This window comes from Pseudomonas sp. AK-TSAG1-1 (assembly GCF_056821665.1).
Window position 1 is genome coordinate 1,014,926 of the sequence record NZ_CM165965.1, and the last position, 17,658, is coordinate 1,032,583.

13 protein-coding genes are annotated in these 17,658 nt (G+C 59.7%); 3 read left to right on the top strand and 10 right to left on the bottom strand.

Translation table 11 applies throughout. The annotated features are described in order from the left end of the window. Position 1 precedes the first annotated feature (1 nt). Together AC1UK9_RS04525 and AC1UK9_RS04530 are read right to left on the bottom strand one after the other, a co-directional pair. The gene (locus AC1UK9_RS04525; RefSeq protein WP_473014465.1) at positions 2 to 895 is read right to left on the bottom strand and encodes a glycine betaine ABC transporter substrate-binding protein; all 894 of its coding nucleotides are present in this window, start codon (positions 893 to 895) and stop codon (positions 2 to 4) included. A gap of 21 nt (positions 896 to 916) precedes the next feature. Continuing rightward, complete coding sequence (locus AC1UK9_RS04530) at positions 917 to 1,606, bottom strand: ABC transporter permease (RefSeq protein ID WP_172667905.1); 690 nt, start codon at positions 1,604 to 1,606, stop codon at positions 917 to 919. A gap of 357 nt (positions 1,607 to 1,963) precedes the next feature. Between AC1UK9_RS04530 and AC1UK9_RS04535 the strand changes: the two genes are divergently transcribed. From AC1UK9_RS04535 to AC1UK9_RS04545, 3 genes are all read left to right on the top strand, one after another. Continuing rightward, positions 1,964 to 3,547: a peptide chain release factor 3 gene (locus AC1UK9_RS04535; RefSeq protein ID WP_025110426.1), complete on the top strand. Its 1,584-nt coding sequence runs from the start codon at positions 1,964 to 1,966 to the stop codon at positions 3,545 to 3,547. A gap of 1,245 nt (positions 3,548 to 4,792) precedes the next feature. Beyond that, positions 4,793 to 6,022, top strand: coding sequence for an MFS transporter (locus tag AC1UK9_RS04540; RefSeq protein ID WP_482579594.1), 1,230 nt, complete (start codon positions 4,793 to 4,795; stop codon positions 6,020 to 6,022). Positions 6,023 to 6,179: 157 nt separating this feature from the next. After that, positions 6,180 to 6,434 carry a hypothetical protein gene (locus tag AC1UK9_RS04545; RefSeq protein ID WP_025109500.1) on the top strand — a complete coding sequence of 85 codons (255 nt, stop codon included), beginning with the start codon at positions 6,180 to 6,182 and terminating at the stop codon, positions 6,432 to 6,434. Positions 6,435 to 6,634: 200 nt separating this feature from the next. Here AC1UK9_RS04545 and AC1UK9_RS04550 read toward each other — a convergent pair whose 3' ends face one another. The 8 genes from AC1UK9_RS04550 to AC1UK9_RS04585 all read right to left on the bottom strand — a co-directional run bounded on the left by AC1UK9_RS04550 (position 6,635) and on the right by AC1UK9_RS04585 (position 17,403). Then, positions 6,635 to 7,615 carry a peptide ABC transporter ATP-binding protein gene (locus tag AC1UK9_RS04550; protein WP_025109499.1) on the bottom strand — a complete coding sequence of 327 codons (981 nt, stop codon included), beginning with the start codon at positions 7,613 to 7,615 and terminating at the stop codon, positions 6,635 to 6,637. Beyond that, entirely contained in the window at positions 7,615 to 8,583 is a 969-nt protein-coding gene (locus tag AC1UK9_RS04555) for an ABC transporter ATP-binding protein (RefSeq protein ID WP_025109498.1), read from the bottom strand. Before AC1UK9_RS04555 ends, AC1UK9_RS04550 begins: the two co-directional genes overlap by 1 nt. A 10-nt stretch (positions 8,584 to 8,593) precedes the next feature. Next, a complete protein-coding gene (locus AC1UK9_RS04560; protein ID WP_003221608.1) occupies positions 8,594 to 9,520 on the bottom strand; it encodes an ABC transporter permease subunit in 927 nt (308 codons plus the stop codon). Between the two features lie 10 nt (positions 9,521 to 9,530). After that, positions 9,531 to 10,541: an ABC transporter permease subunit gene (locus AC1UK9_RS04565; RefSeq protein WP_025109497.1), complete on the bottom strand. Its 1,011-nt coding sequence runs from the start codon at positions 10,539 to 10,541 to the stop codon at positions 9,531 to 9,533. Between the two features lie 73 nt (positions 10,542 to 10,614). Continuing rightward, on the bottom strand, positions 10,615 to 12,210 hold the full coding sequence (locus AC1UK9_RS04570) for an ABC transporter substrate-binding protein (RefSeq protein WP_025109496.1): 1,596 nt from the start codon (positions 12,208 to 12,210) through the stop codon (positions 10,615 to 10,617). Between the two features lie 78 nt (positions 12,211 to 12,288). After that, on the bottom strand, positions 12,289 to 13,701 hold the full coding sequence (locus AC1UK9_RS04575) for an OprD family porin (RefSeq protein WP_482579595.1): 1,413 nt from the start codon (positions 13,699 to 13,701) through the stop codon (positions 12,289 to 12,291). A gap of 176 nt (positions 13,702 to 13,877) precedes the next feature. Continuing rightward, the gene (locus AC1UK9_RS04580; protein ID WP_025109494.1) at positions 13,878 to 15,476 is read right to left on the bottom strand and encodes an ABC transporter substrate-binding protein; all 1,599 of its coding nucleotides are present in this window, start codon (positions 15,474 to 15,476) and stop codon (positions 13,878 to 13,880) included. Between the two features lie 301 nt (positions 15,477 to 15,777). Continuing rightward, positions 15,778 to 17,403, bottom strand: a complete 1,626-nt coding sequence (locus AC1UK9_RS04585; protein ID WP_473014469.1) for an ABC transporter substrate-binding protein — start codon at positions 17,401 to 17,403, stop codon at positions 15,778 to 15,780. Positions 17,404 to 17,658: the final 255 nt, after the last annotated feature.

A 17,658-nucleotide genomic window follows, 5' to 3' on the forward strand; every position in this document is an offset into this window, starting at 1 on the left:
CTTAGTTGAGTGGATGCTGACGCAGGAAATCGGCGGCCACTTTCGATGGGCTCTCATGATCGACATCGACCCGGGCGTTGAGCTGGCGCATGGTTTCGTCGTCGAACAGTCCGGCCAGCGGTTTGAGTTGCTCGGCCAGTTGCGGGTGCGCATCCAGATACGCCTGACGCACCACCGGCGCGGCGGTGTAGTCGGGGAAGTAGTGCTTGTCGTCGTCGAGCAGTTTCAGGCCGAAGGCGTTGAGACGACCGTCAGTGGTGTAGACCAGACCGGCAAACACCTGGCCGTTGCGCAGCGCGGTGTAGACCAGCCCCGCGTCCATCTGGCGGATGTTCTTGCGGGTCAGGTTCATGCCGTAGAGATCGACCATGCCGACCAGCCCGTCAGAGCGGTTGGCGAACTCGGTGTCCAAAGCCACCAGATGATTGGTCTTGGCCTCGGCGCGCAGGACTTCGTTCAACTGACTGATGTTGGTGATCTGCGGATATTCCTCGGCGACGTTTTTCGGCAGCGCGAGGGCGTAGGTATTGCTGAATTTCGACGGGGTCAGCCAGACCAGGCCTTTTTTCGCGTCGAGTTGTTTGACCCGGGCGTAGGACTGTTCGCTGTCGAGTTTTTCGGTGACATGGTTGTAGGCCACCAGCGATACGCCGGTGTATTCCCAGAGCATGTCCAGTTGCCCGCTTTCGTGGGCGCTGCGGGCAAGGTTGCTGCCCAGCCCGCCGGTGATCTGCGCGTCGTAGCCTTTGCTGCGCAGGTATTGCGCGGTGATTTCCGCGAGCAGGGTCTGCTCGGTGAACACCCGGGCGCCGAGGCGGATCACGGGCTTCTCGGCGGCTTGCGCCAATCCTGCAAACAGCAGGACGCAGCCTAGGATCAAGCTAAGTCGTTTCATATTCATTCCTTCGCAAAAGCCTTAAGACGGGCGCAGACCGCGTTCCAGCCAGAGACGGCTGGCGAGGGTGACCACGCCATCGAGCAGCAGGGCCAGCAGTGCGGTGCACGCAGCGCCGAGCAGCAGTTGCGGCTGATTGTTCAGGGCGATGCCAGGGAAGATCAGGCTGCCGAGGCTGTTGGCACCGATCAGGAACGCCAGTGGCGCAGTCCCGACGTTGATCGCCAGCGCCACACGCACACCACCAACGATGATCGGCACGGCGTTGGGCAATTCGACTTTCCACAGCACCTGGCGCGGGGTCATGCCGATGCCGACGGCCGCTTCTTTCAGCGAGCCCTGCACGTTTTTCAGGCCTTCGTAGGTGTTGCGCACAATCGGCAACAGGGAGGCGAGGAACAGAGCGAAGATCGCCGGGCCACTGCCGATGCCGAGAATGCCCAGGGCAATCGCGAGCACGGCCAACGGTGGCACGGTGTTGCCGATATTGAAGATCTGCATGAAGCGTTCGGCACGTCCGACCATGGTCGGGCGACTGAGGAAGATGCCAGCGGGGATGCCCACGACAAGGGCGGCCAGCATTGAAGCGAGGACGAGAATCAGATGAGCTTGCAGGTAAAACAACAAATCGTCGCGGTAGTGTTCGATCGTGTTGATGCCGATCCAGTGGACCAGCAGGGCCAGGAGCGCGATCACCACCGCACCTCCCATCAGCCCTTTGCCATAGCGGATAGCCACAGGCGGACTCCTTTTTTTATAGTCGGCGAGCGCAGTCCCGTGTGGCATGCCGTACATGGCTGCCGGGAGAGTCGTTCGCGAAAAGTAGCCGTTTTTCAGAGCCGGCAAAGCGGTCTGAAAGCGAGCCATGAGCGCAGCCTCGTCAGGCTAACTTGCTGATTTTTCAGCCCCTGACGAAATGTCGTAACAGGGGATGGACGTCTCCGTGCTTTAAAAGGTTCCCATCCGGGGCAGCATTTGGCCACCCTTAATGTGCTCAACGGTTCGGTTATTGCATCGACTTGGGCTATAATCGCGGCCCTTTTTTGAATCACCGCCAGGCGATTTCCCATGACCAACCAGGCCGCCGAAGTCGCGAAACGCCGCACTTTCGCCATTATTTCCCACCCCGATGCCGGTAAAACCACGATCACCGAAAAGCTCCTGTTGATGGGCAAGGCGATTGCGGTGGCCGGTACGGTGAAATCCCGTAAATCCGATCGCCATGCGACATCCGACTGGATGGAGATGGAGAAGCAACGGGGTATTTCCATTACCACGTCGGTCATGCAGTTCCCGTATCGCGAACACATGATCAACCTGCTCGACACCCCGGGCCACGAAGACTTCTCCGAAGATACTTACCGCACCCTGACGGCGGTGGACTCGGCACTGATGGTCCTCGACGGCGGTAAAGGTGTAGAGCCGCGTACCATTGCGCTGATGGACGTCTGCCGTCTGCGTGACACGCCAATTGTCAGCTTCATCAACAAACTCGACCGCGACATCCGCGACCCGATCGAACTGCTCGACGAGATCGAAGCCGTCCTGAAGATCAAGGCGGCGCCGATCACCTGGCCGATCGGTTGCTACCGCGATTTCAAGGGCGTGTACCACCTGGCCGACGACTACATCATTGTCTACACCGCCGGTCACGGTCACGAACGCACCGAAACCAAGATCATCGAGAAGCTCGACTCGGACGAGGCGCGTGCGCACCTGGGCGACGAGTACGACCGTTTCCTCGAACAGCTGGAACTGGTGCAGGGCGCCTGCCACGAGTTCAACCAGCAGGAGTTCCTCGACGGTCAACTGACCCCGGTGTTCTTCGGTACTGCACTGGGCAACTTCGGTGTCGACCACGTGCTTGACGCGGTAGTGGACTGGGCACCGCGCCCGCTGGCCCGTGTCGCCAACGAGCGTACCGTCGAGCCGGTCGAAGAGAAGTTTTCGGGCTTCATCTTCAAGATCCAGGCGAACATGGACCCGAAACACCGTGACCGTATCGCCTTCATGCGCATTTGCTCCGGCAAGTACGAAAAAGGCATGAAGATGCGCCACGTGCGCACCGGCAAGGACGTGCGCATCGGCGACGCCCTGACGTTCTTCTCCTCCGAGCGTGAGCAACTGGAAGAGGCGTACGCCGGTGACATCATCGGTCTGCACAACCACGGCACGATCCAGATCGGCGACACCTTCAGCGAAGGCGAAGTCCTCGGCTTCACCGGTATCCCGCACTTCGCCCCTGAACTGTTCCGCCGCGTGCGCCTGCGTGATCCGCTGAAGTCCAAGCAACTGCGTCAGGGCCTGCAGCAACTGGCTGAAGAGGGCGCCACTCAGGTGTTCTTCCCGGAACGCAGCAACGACATCATCCTCGGCGCCGTCGGTGTGCTGCAGTTCGATGTGGTCGCCAGCCGCTTGAAAGAGGAATACAAGGTCGAGTGCTCGTATGAGCCGATCACTGTGTACTCTGCGCGCTGGATTGAATGCGCTGACAAGAAGAAGCTTGAGGAATTCTCTAACAAGGCTGTGGAGAACCTGGCGTTGGATGGTGGTGGTCACCTGACCTATCTTGCGCCGACGCGGGTTAACCTGGCGTTGATGGAGGAGCGTTGGCCGGATGTGAAGTTCCGTGCGACGCGTGAGCATCATTAAGCGTTGAGGTGTTTTGTCTGAAGCCCCTGAGGTGTATGCCTTGGGGGTTTTTTTTGGGCTGTTTGTCTTGGCGGCCTTTGGGCCGACCATGTTCTTGGGGGGTGGGGGTATATCCGTTTCTGTGGGTGGGGCGGGTGGCGGTTCCGCTCTTACAGCGGGTCACTTTTTCAGACGCCAAAAAGTAACCAAAAGGCTGGGCCCCGGCGTTCGGCCCTCGCTTAGGCTCGGGTTCCTTCGTTACGGGGTTCATCCGGGGGCATCGTCTACGGTTTGCTTCGCTGCACCTCCTCTCGATGTGTTTGGCTGCGCCAAACGGTCGCTGCGCTCCCACCCCCGGATAAATCCCTCCACTCAGCCTGCCGAAGGGGCCTTGCAGATCAAGATCAAGAGCTGCAGCCGAGCTTGCGCTCATCCTGTTGAGTGGGGCGGCTTTGCCGCATGGAGGCGGCCTGACAGCCGACCAATCCCCTACTGAACACACCCATTCCCACTGTGGGAGCGAGCCTGCTCGCGAAGGCGGCCTACGAGCCGACCAATCCCCACCTGAACACACCCAATCCAATTGTAGGAGTGAGCCTGCTCGCGATGGCGGCCTACGAGCCGACCAATCCCCACCTGAACACACCCAAATCCAATTGTGGGAGCTGGCCTGCCAGCGAAGGCGGCCCAACAGCCGACCAATCCCCACCTGAACACACCCAATCCAACTGTGGGAGCTGGCCTGCCAGCGAAGGCGGCCTGAGAACCGACCAACCCCCAACTGAACACACCCACTCCAACTGTAGGAGTGAGCCTGCTCGCGATGGCGGCCTACGAGCCGACCACCCCCCACCTGAACACACCCAATCCAACTGTGGGAGCTGGCCTGCCAGCGAAGGCGGCCCGACAGCCGACCAATCCCCAACTGAACACACCCGTTCCCACTGTGGGAGCGAGCCTGCTCGCGATGGCGGCCTACGAGCCGACCAATCCCCACCTGAACACACCCAATCCAATTGTAGGAGTGAGCCTGCTCACGAAAGCCGCCCAACAGCCAGCCATTTTCCAACTGAGAGCTCTCAATCGAATTGAGCGACCGAAGGCTACGATGTTTTGATCTTCAAAAGATCGCAGCCTGCGCCAGCTCCTACAGGGGCTTGTAGGGCGGCTCTGTTTTTTGTGTTTACGATGTTCTTGAGCGCGACAACCGGGTCGCTGACCGTTAGTGTTCCAGGTCCACGCAAGTCGCTTTGAGAGGTCAATGGAATGACGCGCAACCTCGTCCATCTGCTTCGCCCCAACGGCTATTTCAGTCTGATGGCCTGGGTGCTCGCGGCGTTGCTGTTCATCAATCGGCTGAGCAGCATGGTCAAGCTGTTCATGGCGTTGTATCTGCGTCAGGAGCTGGGACTGGCGATTGAGACGGTTGGCTGGCTGTTGTCGGCTTACGGTGCGGGGTTGTTGGTCGGTTCGATGCTCGGCGGGCTGCTCAGTGACCATGTGCGGACGGCGCGGCTGACGGCGGCGCTGTTTTTCGTTTCCGTGTGGGTGCTGATTCTGCTCGGGCTGGTGACGCAGGTGCCGCTGTTGGCCGGGTTGCTGTTGCTCAGCGGCACCGTCGATGGCGCGATTCGTACGTTGCACCAGCGCTTGATCATGGAGTACTGCGAGCCTGCGCAGCGCCCGCGCGCTCAAGCCTTGAGCCGGGTGGCGCGTAACCTTGGCATGGCCGCCGCCGGTATTGCCGGCGGGGTGTTGGCGCAGACGGATTTCCGCTGGGTGTTTTTTGCCAGTGCGGCGATGACGCTGTTGGCGTTGCTCTGGTTTGTGCGTACTACCTGGCGCCGCGCGGTACTCGCGCCCGATGAGGTTCCCGAGGCTGGCACTGGCGTGCCGTTGCGCGACACGGCGTTTCTCTGGCTACTGGCGGCGGCGGTGTTGCTCGGGATGGCCTTCGATACCGTCTACAGCACGCTAGGCAATTATCTACGCGACTACTACCACTTGAGCACCGAGGCCATCGGCTGGCAGTTCGGGCTCAATGCGATGCTGGTGGTGGCGCTGCAAATTCCACTGACGCACTGGGGCGAGCGTTGGGGCTTGCGTCGGCAATTGCTGGCGGGTTGTGTGTTGCTGGCCGTCGGGTTGGGAATGTTGCCGTTTGGCTCTGGATTGTTTTATGTGTGTTTGTCGACGGTGATCTGGACATTGGGTGAAGCTTTTTTCATGCCGCCGATGAATGTACTGGTCATGCAACACGCGCAGGGCGGTAAAAGCGGCCAGTATTTTGGCCTGTTTTTCATGAGCTGGAGTGCGAGCGCATTGCTGTCGCCGGTGTTGAGTGGTCAGCTGTATGGGCACTTCGGCGGCCACAGCGTGTGGTTTGCCAGTGCGACGCTGGCGCTGATGACCTTGCCGTTGGTCTACCTTGCGACACGCTCATCAACCCGGGCCAAGGTGCTTGCTGCCCGCAAAGGCGTGACCTCGCTTAGCTGATTCGGTTATAGCGATTATTCACAAGTGATCTGCCAAACCGGGGCATTTCCGGGGGCTCGTTAGCGTCCTATCTGGTGAACCGGGCTGATCGGAACTAGATTTCATTCAGCGCCGGATCGGCACCCCAGGCTACAACCACGAAAGGATGGAATCAGCTATGAGCATTTTTCAACGCATTGTGCTGTTGCTTAAGGTTTTGGTGATGCTGTCACTGGGTACGTCTGCAGCCTGGGCGAGTACCGCCAGTCCTCAGCAGGGTTTCAATGCAGCGCATGGGCACGGTGGTGTGATCGTGCTGGCCAAGTCCGAATCCGAACCAGGTGATCAGGATCAGGGTGGCAGCAAGGACGATGATGATTCGACCACTGACGAGCCAGACACCGACGATGATGATGGCGACAGCCAGTCGTAAATCGCAGGCAAAAGAAAACCCCTTCTTCCCCCGACTGATGCGCAATCGAGGGCGAAGGGGCTTGGTTAACGCTTTGGCTACAACTCAAGTCTCTTGTGGGAGGGGGCTTGCTCCCGGAAGCGGTGAATCAGTCACGTTCATCTTCGACTGTCACACCGCATTCGCGAGCAAGCCCGCTCCCACAATTTCGTCCGCCGTTATCAGGCGGCGCCGTCGAGGAACTGTTCGGCGTAGTGGCAAGCCACCTGCCGGCTGTCGAGCTGGCGCAATGCCGGCTCTTCAGTGCTGCAACGCTCGGTGGCATACGGGCAGCGCTTGTGGAACGCGCAGCCAGCTGGCGGATTGAGCGGGTTAGGCAGTTCGCCGACGATCTTGATTTTCGGTTTGTTCGGGTCCGGGTGAATGGTCGGAGTCGCCGACAGCAGCGCCTGGGTGTAAGGGTGCAACGGACGTTCGTAGATGTCGTTTTTCGGACCCAATTCCACCGGGCGACCGAGGTACATCACCATCACGTCATCCGCCACGTGTTGCACCACCGCGAGGTTGTGCGAAATGAACACGTAAGCGGTGTTGAACTCTTGCTGCAGATCCATGAACAGGTTCAGCACCTGCGCCTGAATCGACACGTCCAGCGCCGAGGTCGGTTCATCCGCCACCAGCACTTTGGGTTGCAGCATCATCGCCCGGGCCAGGGCGATACGCTGGCGCTGACCACCGGAGAACATGTGCGGATAGCGCTGGTAGTGCTCGGGACGCAGGCCGACCTGTTTCATCATCGCCTGAACTTTCTCGCGACGTTCGGTGGCCGACAGGTTGGTGTTGATCAGCAGCGGCTCGGCCAGTTGATCACCGATTTTCTGCCGTGGGTTCAACGACGCGTACGGGCTCTGGAACACCATCTGCACGTCTTTGCGCAGTTGCTTGCGCTGGGCCTTGTCGGCACCGGCGACTTCCTGGCCGGCGATTTTCAGCGAACCGGACGATGGCTCCTCGATCAGGGTCAGGGCACGGGCCAGGGTGGATTTGCCGCAGCCTGATTCGCCTACAACCGCGAGGGTCTTGCCGGCTTCCAGCTCGAACGACACGCCGTTGAGGGCGCGCACGGTCGCGTGGCCCTTGAACAGGCCACGGGAGACTTCGTAGTGACGGGTCAGGTCGCGGGCGGTAAGTACGACGGCCATTACGCCACCTCCTGGTTCAGCGGGTAGAAGCAGCGGGCGAGGCTGTTGGCTTTCGGATCCAGGCCTGGACGCTGCGCGCGGCAGCTGTCCTGCACGTATGGGCAGCGCGGCGACAGCAGGCAACCCTGCGGACGGTCGTAACGGCCCGGAACGATGCCCGGCAAGGTCGACAGGCGTGAGGCGCCCAGGCTGTGCTCGGGAATCGCCTTGAGCAGCGCTTCGCTGTACGGGTGCGCCGGGATGTCGAACAGTTGCGGTACCTGACCGACTTCTACGGCTTGGCCGGCGTACATCACGCACACGCGCTGGGCGGTTTCAGCCACGACCGCGAGGTCGTGAGTGATCAGCACCAGGCCCATGTTCTGTTCTTTCTGCAACGCCAGCAGCAGATCCATGATCTGTGCCTGAATCGTCACGTCGAGTGCGGTGGTCGGTTCGTCGGCGATCAGCAGTTTCGGTTCGCCGGCAATCGCCATGGCAATTGCCACACGCTGGCTCATGCCGCCGGACAGTTGGTGCGGGTAAGCATCCATACGGCTGGCAGCGCCCGGGATTTCAACTTTTTCCAGCAGTTCGATCGCACGTTTGCGCGCTTGCTTGCCGGACATTTTCAGGTGCAGGCGCAGCACTTCCTCGATCTGGAAACCGACGGTGTAGCTTGGGTTGAGCGCGGTCATCGGGTCCTGGAAGACCATCGACAGGTCTTTGCCGACGATCTGCCGACGCTGGCGATTGCTCAGCTTGAGCATGTCCTTGCCGTCGAAGCTGAGCGAGTCAGCGGTGACGATGCCGGGATGCTCGATCAGCCCCATCAGCGCCATCATGGTCACGGATTTACCCGAACCCGACTCGCCAACGATGGCGAGTACTTCGCCTTTGTCGACCTTCAGGTCGAGGCCATCGACCACCGGGGTCGCGTTCTTGTCGCCGAAGCGGACGTTGAGATTCTTGATTTCTAGCAGTGACATGGGAATCTCCTCAGGCGGCGTTCTTGAGTTTCGGGTCCAGCGCATCGCGCAGACCGTCGCCCATCAAGTTGATTGCCAGCACGCTGAGCAAAATGGTCAGACCCGGCAGGCTCACTACCCACCAGGCGCGTTCGATGTAGTCGCGGGCCGAGGCCAGCATGGTGCCCCACTCAGGGGTTGGCGGTTGTACGCCAAGGCCGAGGAAGCCCAGCGCCGCAGCGTCGAGAATCGCCGAAGAGAAGCTCAGAGTCGCCTGTACGATCAGTGGTGCCATGCAGTTGGGCAGCACGGTGATGAACATCAGGCGTGGCAGACCGGCACCGGCCAGGCGCGCGGCGGTCACGTAGTCGCGGTTCAGTTCGCCCATCACGGCGGCACGGGTCAGACGCACGTAGGACGGCAGCGATACCACGGCAATGGCGATCACGGTGTTGATCAGGCCTGGGCCAAGGATGGCGACGATCGCCACGGCCAGCAGCAGCGACGGCAGGGCCAGCATGATGTCCATCAGACGCATGATGGTCGGGCCGATCATTTTCGGGAAGAAACCGGCGAACAGACCCAGCAGGATCCCCGGGATCAGCGACATCACCACCGACGACAGACCGATCAGCAGCGACAGGCGCGAACCCTGGATCAGGCGCGACAGCAGGTCGCGACCCAGTTCATCGGTGCCGAGCAGGAACTGCATCTGCCCGCCTTCGAGCCATGCCGGTGGCGTCAGCAGGAAGTCACGGTATTGCTCGCTCGGGTTATGCGGCGCGACCCACGGCGCGAAGATCGCGCAGAAAATCACCAGCAGCATGAACAACAGGCCGGCAACCGCGCCCTTGTTCTTGGAGAAGGCTTGCCAGAATTCTTTGTACGGCGACGGGTACAGCAGGCTTTGATCCGCGCTCGGGGCGGAAGTGGCTACTGAGGATGTTGGAGTGCTCATGATATGGACCTCAGCGCTGATGACGGATGCGTGGGTTGGCAAAGCCGTAGAGGATGTCCACTACGAAGTTGACCAGAATCACCAGGCAGGCGATTAACAGGATGCCGTTTTGTACGACCGGGTAGTCCCGGGCGCCAATGGCTTCGATCAGCCATTTACCGATGCCGGGCCAGGAGAAGATGGTTTCGGTCAGGACCGCGCCGGCCAGCAGTGTGCCGACTTGCAGGCCGACCACGGTCAGTACCGGGATCAGCGCGTTGCGCAGGCCGTGCACGAACACCACGCGCGAGGGCGACAGGCCTTTGGCCCGTGCGGTGCGGATGTAGTCTTCGCGCAGTACTTCGAGCATCGAGGAACGGGTCATCCGCGCGATCACTGCCAGCGGAATGGTGCCGAGCACGATGGCCGGCAGGATCAGGTGATGCAGGGCGTCGAGGAACGCGCCCATGTCATCGGCCAGCAGCGTGTCGATCAGCATGAAGCCGGTGCGCGGCTCGATGTCGTAGAGCAGGTCGATCCGCCCGGAAACCGGGGTCCAGCCCAGGCTCACCGAGAAGAACATGATCAGGATCAGGCCCCACCAGAAGATCGGCATCGAATACCCCGCCAGGGAGATGCCCATCACCCCATGGTCGAACAGGGATCCTCGCTTGAGTGCCGCAATCACCCCGGCCAGAAGGCCCAGGACACCGGCGAACAGCAGGGCGGCCATGGACAGTTCCAGGGTCGCCGGGAAGAGGGAGGTGAACTCGGTCCATACGCTCTCACGCGTACGCAGGGACTCGCCGAGATCGCCGTGGGCCAGTTTGCCGATGTAGTCCAGGTACTGGGCATACAACGGCTTGTTCAGACCAAGGCGTTCCATTGCCTGAGCGTGCATTTCGGGGTCGACCCGACGTTCGCCCATCATCACTTCCACGGGGTCGCCAGGGATCATGCGAATCAACGCGAAAGTCAGCAGGGTGATGCCGAAAAACGTGGGGATCAACAACCCCAGTCGGCGGGCAATAAAACTAAACATCTTGTGTGGTACCTCATCAGCCGGTTAGGCGTGCCCGGCGACCCTGGGATCAGGGAGGCCGGGAGTTTCTTATCTACTTCACCTGGGTGGTGGCGAAGTTATTGGTTGTCAGAGGGCTGATGTGATAACCCTCTACGTTGTTGCGCATTGCGGTAAACATCCGGGTGTGGGCCATGCTGATCCACGGTTGGTCCTGATTAAACAACACCTGGGCCTGTTCGTAGAGCTTCGCGCGTTCGGCCGGATCTACTTTAGCCCGTGCTTCGTCCAGCAGCGCCTGGAATTTCTCGTTGCACCAGCGAGCGTAGTTTTCGCCGTTCTTGGCCGCCTCGCAACTGAGCATAGGCGTCAGGAAGTTATCCGGGTCGCCGTTGTCGCCCGCCCATCCGGCCGACACCATGTCGTGCTCGCCGTTCTTGGCGCGTTTAAGCATCTCGCCCCATTCCATCACGCGGATGTCGACCTTGATGCCCACTTTCGCCAGGTCGGCCTGCATCATCTGTGCGCCGAGCATCGGGTTCGGGTTGGTCGGGCCACCGCCGTTACGGGTAAACAGGGTAAACACGGTGCCTTCCGGAACGCCGGCTTCCTTGAGCAGGGCGCGGGCCTTGTCGAGGTCACGTGGCGGGTTCTTCAGGTCGTGGTTGTAGCCCAGCAGCGTCGGCGGGTACGGGTTGACCGCCACCGAGGCGTTGCCTTTGCCGAACAGCGCGTTGACATAGGCTTCCTTGTCGAAGGCGATGTCGATGGCCTTGCGCACGCGCACGTCGCTCATGTATTTGTGCTGGGTGTTCATCGCGATGTACGAGACGGTCATCGCGTCCAGCTCATCGACTTTCAAGTTGCTGTCTTTCTTGATGCTCGGGATGTCATCCGGTTTCGGATACAGCGCAACCTGGCACTCGTTGGCCTTGAGCTTCTGCAGGCGTACGTTGTTGTCGGTGGCGATCGCCAGAATCAGCGCGTCGGCTGGCGGCTTGCCACGGAAGTAGTCCGGGTTGGCCTTGAAGCGCACCTGCGCATCCTTGGCGTAACGCTGGAAGATGAACGGGCCGGTACCGACAGGCTTGTTGTTCAGGTCGCCGGTCTTGCCGGACTTGAGCAACTGGTCGGCGTATTCGGCCGGGTAGATCGAGGAGAACGCCATCGCGATGTCGGCCAGGAATGGCGCTTCGCGGCGGGTCAGGGTGAACTTGACGGTGTTGTCGTCGACTTTCTCGACGTTTTTCAGCAGTTCCTTGAAGCCCATGCTCTCAAAGTACGGGAAGCCCACACTCGACAGTTTGTGCCACGGGTGATTCGGGTCCAGTTGACGCTGGAAGCTCCAGACCACGTCGTCGGCGTTCATGTCGCGGGTCGGCTTGAAGTATTCGGTGGTGTGAAACTTGACGCCTTTGCGCAGGTGGAACGTGTAGGTCAGGCCGTCTTCGCTGATGTCCCAGGATTCGGCCAGTGCCGGAATCACTTCGGTGGTGCCGGGCTTGAAGTCCGCCAGACGGTTGAAGATGGTTTCGGCCACAGCGTCCGCCGTGACTGCAGTTGTGTACTGGACCATATCGAAGCCTTCCGGGCTGGCTTCGGTGCAGACCACCAAGGGTTTGGCCGAGACGCCGATGGCGGCGCTCAACAACGCAGCCGCGACGGCCGCACGTAGGGGAAGCATTTTCATCGATAACCCTCTGCAATCGGTTGAAGACAAAAAACCGAACGGCCGACTCTTCATGAATCAGCCGTCGGTTGGCGTTTTTTACAGGATGTTGAATGGAACAGTGGTCACGAGACGGAACTCGTTGATGCTGCCGTCAGACTGGTTTTCGCTGGCGCGGTGAGCGGTGTAGGTGCCACGAATGGTGGTCGCCTTGAGTGGGCCGCTCTGTACCGCATAGGTAGCACCGATGCCGTATTCATAGTGGTGCTCACCGTCCATGTTGCGTACGTCGTACGCGGTGCCGGTGTAGTGAGTACCGTCGATGCCCCAGCCGCGCGCCTGGTAGATGTTGAACTTCAGGCCTGGCACGCCGTATTCGGCCATGTTCAGACCGTAGGCGACCTGGAAGGATTTCTCGTTCGGGCCGTTGAAGTCGGACAGCAGGGAGTTGGCCAGGTAGATGCCGTTGGTTTCGTGCAGGTAGTCGAAGTACTCGTCGCCGTTGATGGCCTGGTACGAGAAGGTCAGGCTGTGGGCCTGGTGAGTCAGGCCGAACGACAGCGAGTAGGTGTCGTTGTCGATTTCGCCCATCTCTTTTTTGCCGGTATCGACCGTCTTGTAGTAGTTCAGGCCGGTGGTCAGGCTCACGATGTTGCTGTCACCCAGTTCATGGGTGGCGCCGAAGTAGTACTGGTTCCAGAAGTCTTCAACCTTGGAGGCGTACAGGCTGGTCTTCAGGCTTTTCAGCGGCTGGTAGTTCAGGCCGACGATGCTTACGCGATCGGTCTCGGCTTTGTTGTTGGTGTACTCGGAGCGGAACTTCGACAGGCTCTCTTCGGTACGCGGCGATACGCGGTCGAAGCTGCCGGCGTCGAACGACAGGTTGTTCAGTTCTTCGCTGTGCAGGCTCACACCTTCAAAGCTCGAAGGCAGCGCACGGTTGCCGATGGTGTCGACGATCGGGGTGCTGAAGTTCTGGCGACCGGCGGTCAGAGTGGTGTTCGACACACGGAACTTGACGTTGGCCAGGCCCAGTTTGCTCCACTGGCCTTCAGCGTCGCCGCCTTCTTTGGTCAGCGTACGGTTGTTGCCCGCGCCCGGACGCGAACCCGGTGCACCACCGTTGTTGGAGGCCAGATCCTTGCGATCACGCTCCAGCGCCACGGCGTTGTAGGCGGCTATTTCAGTGCTGACACCGACGGTGCCCTGAGTGAAGCCAGAGTTGAAGTTGACGATGGTGCCCTGCACCCAGTTGATACGACGGTCAGTCGGGGTGGCGACGCCGTCCTTGCGGTAAGTGAACTTGCCACCGCGCTTGAGTTGCTCGTTGGCGTACCAGTTACGGGTGGTGCCGCTGATTGTCGAACCTTCGAGGAAACCGGTGGCGTCAGCCTGGGCGCTTTTCTCGTTGACGGTCACCGGGGTGAACGCCTGGCTCTGTTCCTCGGCATAAGCCGAGGCGGTGATGCTGCTGATGGCCAAGGCCAGTATCGCGGTGCTGCTCAGTTTCATGGGTGAAGCTCCTTTACTTTCTTTTTATGCCGGCTTTTTTGGGTTGGCCGGTTATTGGTTTAGAACTCATTCACACATCGCAAACGTTTGCAAAAGGCCGGATCGGCGAATTTCGGCAAAGCGCTTGCGTGAGGGGGATAGACGGCCCCCCTCAGCGTTGCGGCTAATCGGTTGGGTTAATCGATACTGACGCCCGAGAATACGTTGCGACCGAAGGGGCTGACTTTGAACCCTTCAACCCTGGCGCTTAACGGCTGGTTGACCGTCGAGTGGGCGACAGGCGTGATCGGCACTTGCTGCTTGAGCAACTGCTGAGCCTGTTTGTAAAGCGTGGTGCGCTGGTCGCGGTCGGTGACGACCTTGGCCTCTTTGATCAGCTTGTCGTACGCCGGGTCGCACCACATGGAGTAGTTGTTGCCGCCAATGGCGTCGCAGCTGTACAGGGTGCCAAGCCAGTTGTCCGGGTCCCCGTTGTCACCGGTCCAGCCGATCAGGCTGATGTCGTGTTCGCCATTCTTGGTGCGCTTGATGTATTCGCCCCATTCGTAGCTGACGATCTTCACTTTCAGACCGATTTTCGCCCAGTCAGCCTGGAGCATTTCGGCCATCAGTTTGGCGTTCGGGTTGTACGGACGTTGTACCGGCATCGCCCACAGGGTGATCTCGGTGCCTTCTTTGACGCCGGCAGCCTTGAGCAGCTCGCGGGCTTTTTCCGGGTTGTAGGCGGCGTCCTTGATACTGTCGTCGTAGGACCACTGGGTCGGCGGCATGGCGTTGACGGCCAGTTGCCCGGCGCCTTGATAAACAGCGTTGAGAATCCCTTGTTTATTCACCGCCATGTCCAGCGCCTGGCGCACTTCGAGCTGGTCGAAGGGCTTGTGGCGTACGTTGTAGGCGATGTAACCAAGGTTGAAGCCCGGCTTGGAAATCAGTTGCAGTTTCGGGTCGGCTTTCAGGGCTTCAACATCGGCGGGGCGCGGATGCAGGGTGATCTGGCATTCGCCGGCCTTGAGCTTCTGCACACGGACCGACGCATCGGTGTTGATCGCGAAGATCAGATTGTCGAGTTTGACCCGGCTCGGGTCCCAGTAATGTTTATTCCCGGTGTAACGGATGTTCGAGTCTTTCTGATAGCTCTTGAACACGAACGGCCCGGTACCGACCGGCTTCTGGTTGATGTCGCTCGGCTTGCCTTCGGCCAGCAGCTTGTCGGCGTATTCGGCGGACAGGATGGCGGCGAAGCTCATGGCGATGTTCTGGATGAACGCGGCGTCGACGCTGTTGAGCGTGAACTCCACGGTCAGCGGCCCGGTCTTTTCGACCTTGGCAATGTTCTTGTTCAGGCTCATCCCGTTGAAATACGGGAATTCTGTCGGATAAGCCTTACGGAATGGCTGCTGCGGATCGAGCATGCGGTTAAACGTGAACAGCACGTCGTCGGCGTTGAAATCGCGTGTCGGTTTGAAGTACGGCGTCGTATGAAACTTCACACCTTCACGCAGGTGAAAGGTGTACTTGAGACCATCCTCGGAAATATCCCACTTGGTTGCCAGACCCGGTACGACGTTGGTCGCGCCTTTTTCGAACTCGACCAGGCGGTTGTACAGCGGCTCGGCGGCGTCGTTGTCGGTCGCCGTCGTGTATTGAGCGGTATCAAAACCCGCCGGGCTGCCTTCGGAGCAGAACACCAGGCTCTTGCTGGCGGCGTAACTGGCGGAGGTGGCGGCCAACAGACCGGCACCCAGCAATGCGGAAAAAACCAAGGTATGGCGCATGACGCTCCCTCTTTTTGTAGTGTTGTCCAATGCACCGCGATCCCGTCCAGGGAAGTTGAGGTTGCATTGAGCTCAATCCAGTACGTACGGCAAGCCGGTGGCCCACACAGAGACTGGTCAGAACCCGACGGTAGGGGCCGTGGGTCTGGCAGTAAATGCGTAATTGCCTTAAAACTCGTAGGAAAAGACGACACGTCCTCTGCCGCTGCAGTCATCTGCAGCGGAATTGGCTGTAGGCAAATTCCTGACTTCCCGGCAGCTAAAACAACGGCGACGTCATGAACGTCGCCGTTGCAATGGCTTAATTGCTGACGCTGACGCCGTAGAAGGAATTCAAGCCGAATGGGCTGATCTTGAAGTCCTGCACGTTGGCGCGCATGGGTTGGTACACCGTCGAGTGAGCGATAGGTGTCATTGGGACTGCATCTTTGAGGACGTGTTGCGCCTGTTTGTACAGTTCGGTGCGCTTGGCCTGGTCGGTCGTGCGCTTGGCTTCTTTGACGAGGCCGTCGAACTTCTTGTCGCACCACTTGGAGAAGTTGTTGCCGCTGAGCGAGTCGCAGCCGAACAGCACGTTCAGCCAGTTGTCCGGATCACCATTGTCACCGCTCCAGCCAATGATCATGGCCTGGTTCTCGCCACCTTTGGAGCGCTTGATGTACTCGCCCCACTCGTAGCTGGTGATCTTCACGTTCAAGCCGATCTTCTTCCAGTCGGACTGGAGCATTTCAGCCATCAGCTTGGCGTTCGGGTTGTACGGACGCTGAACCGGCATCGCCCACAGAACGATCTCGGTACCTTCCTTGACGCCAGCTTCCTTGAGCAGTTGCTTGGCTTTTTCAGGATCGTACTTGGCGTCCTTGATGGTGGTGTCGTAGGACCACTGGGTCGGCGGCATGGCGTTGACGGCCAACTGGCCAGCGCCCTGGTAAACCGAGTCGATGATCTGTGGCTTGTTCACTGCCATGTCCAGCGCCTGACGCACGCGCAGGTCAGCCAGCGGGTTTGGCTCGTTGCTGCCCTTGACCTTGTCCATCACGTTGTAGGCGATATAGCCCAGGTTGAAACCGGCCTGGTCAGGCATCTTCAGGGTCTTGTCGGCCTTGAGTGCCGCGAGATCCGCCGGACGCGGGAACAGAGTGACCTGGCACTCGTTCTTTTTCAGTTTCTGGATACGCACCGACGGGTCGGTGGTGATGGCGAAGATCAGGTTGTCGATCTTCACGTCCTCAGGTTTCCAGTAGTCCTTGTTGCCGGTGTAACGGATGTTCGAGTCTTTCTGGTAGCTCTTGAACACGAACGGGCCAGTGCCGATCGGCTTCTGGTTGATGTCGGCAGCCTTGCCTTCCTTGAGCAGCTGGGCAGCGTACTCGGCGGACTGGATCGAGGCGAAGCTCATGGCCATGTTCTGGATGAACGCGGCGTCAACCTGGGCGAGGGTGAACTTGACGGTGTGGTCGTCGACTTTATCGATCTTGGTGATGTTGGTGTCCATCCCCATGTCGGTGAAGTATGGGAATTCGGTCGGGTATGCCTTACGGAACGGGTCATCCTTGTTAATCATGCGATTAAAGGTGAACAGCACGTCGTCGGCGTTGAACTCACGAGTCGGCTTGAAATACGGGGTAGTGTGGAACTTGACGCCTTCACGCAGGTGGAAGGTGTAAGTCAGGCCGTCCGGGGAAATGTCCCAACTGGTGGCCAGGCCCGGGATAACGGCGGTGCCGCCACGCTCGAACTGGCTCAGACGGTTGAACATGGTTTCGGCTGAGGCGTCGAAGTCGGTTCCGGTGGTGTACTGGCCTGGATCAAAACCGGCCGGGCTCCCTTCGGAGCAGAACACCAGGTTAGTCGCAGCGGATGCGAAAGGTGCGGAGGCTAACAAGCCTGCGCCGACTAAAAACGGAATGACCGCGTGTTTAAGCATGTTGGCCTCATGATTTGTTGTCATTTTTTAATATTGAGGTACGACCTCGTGAGTCGTGCCTGCGGATACTTATGCAGGGGCCATACCCAATGCAAGATCCAGAGCGACTGCCGGCCTCAAAGCGTGGCACGAACGTACCTTAATGTCGCATTTGTATAATAGTTGACGCATTTGACCGTTTGCGGCCGTTTTTTACGGTGCAAATGGAGCCCCAAAACGGTGCATTGGTCACGTTGTGCGCGCCGCCTTGGGGCT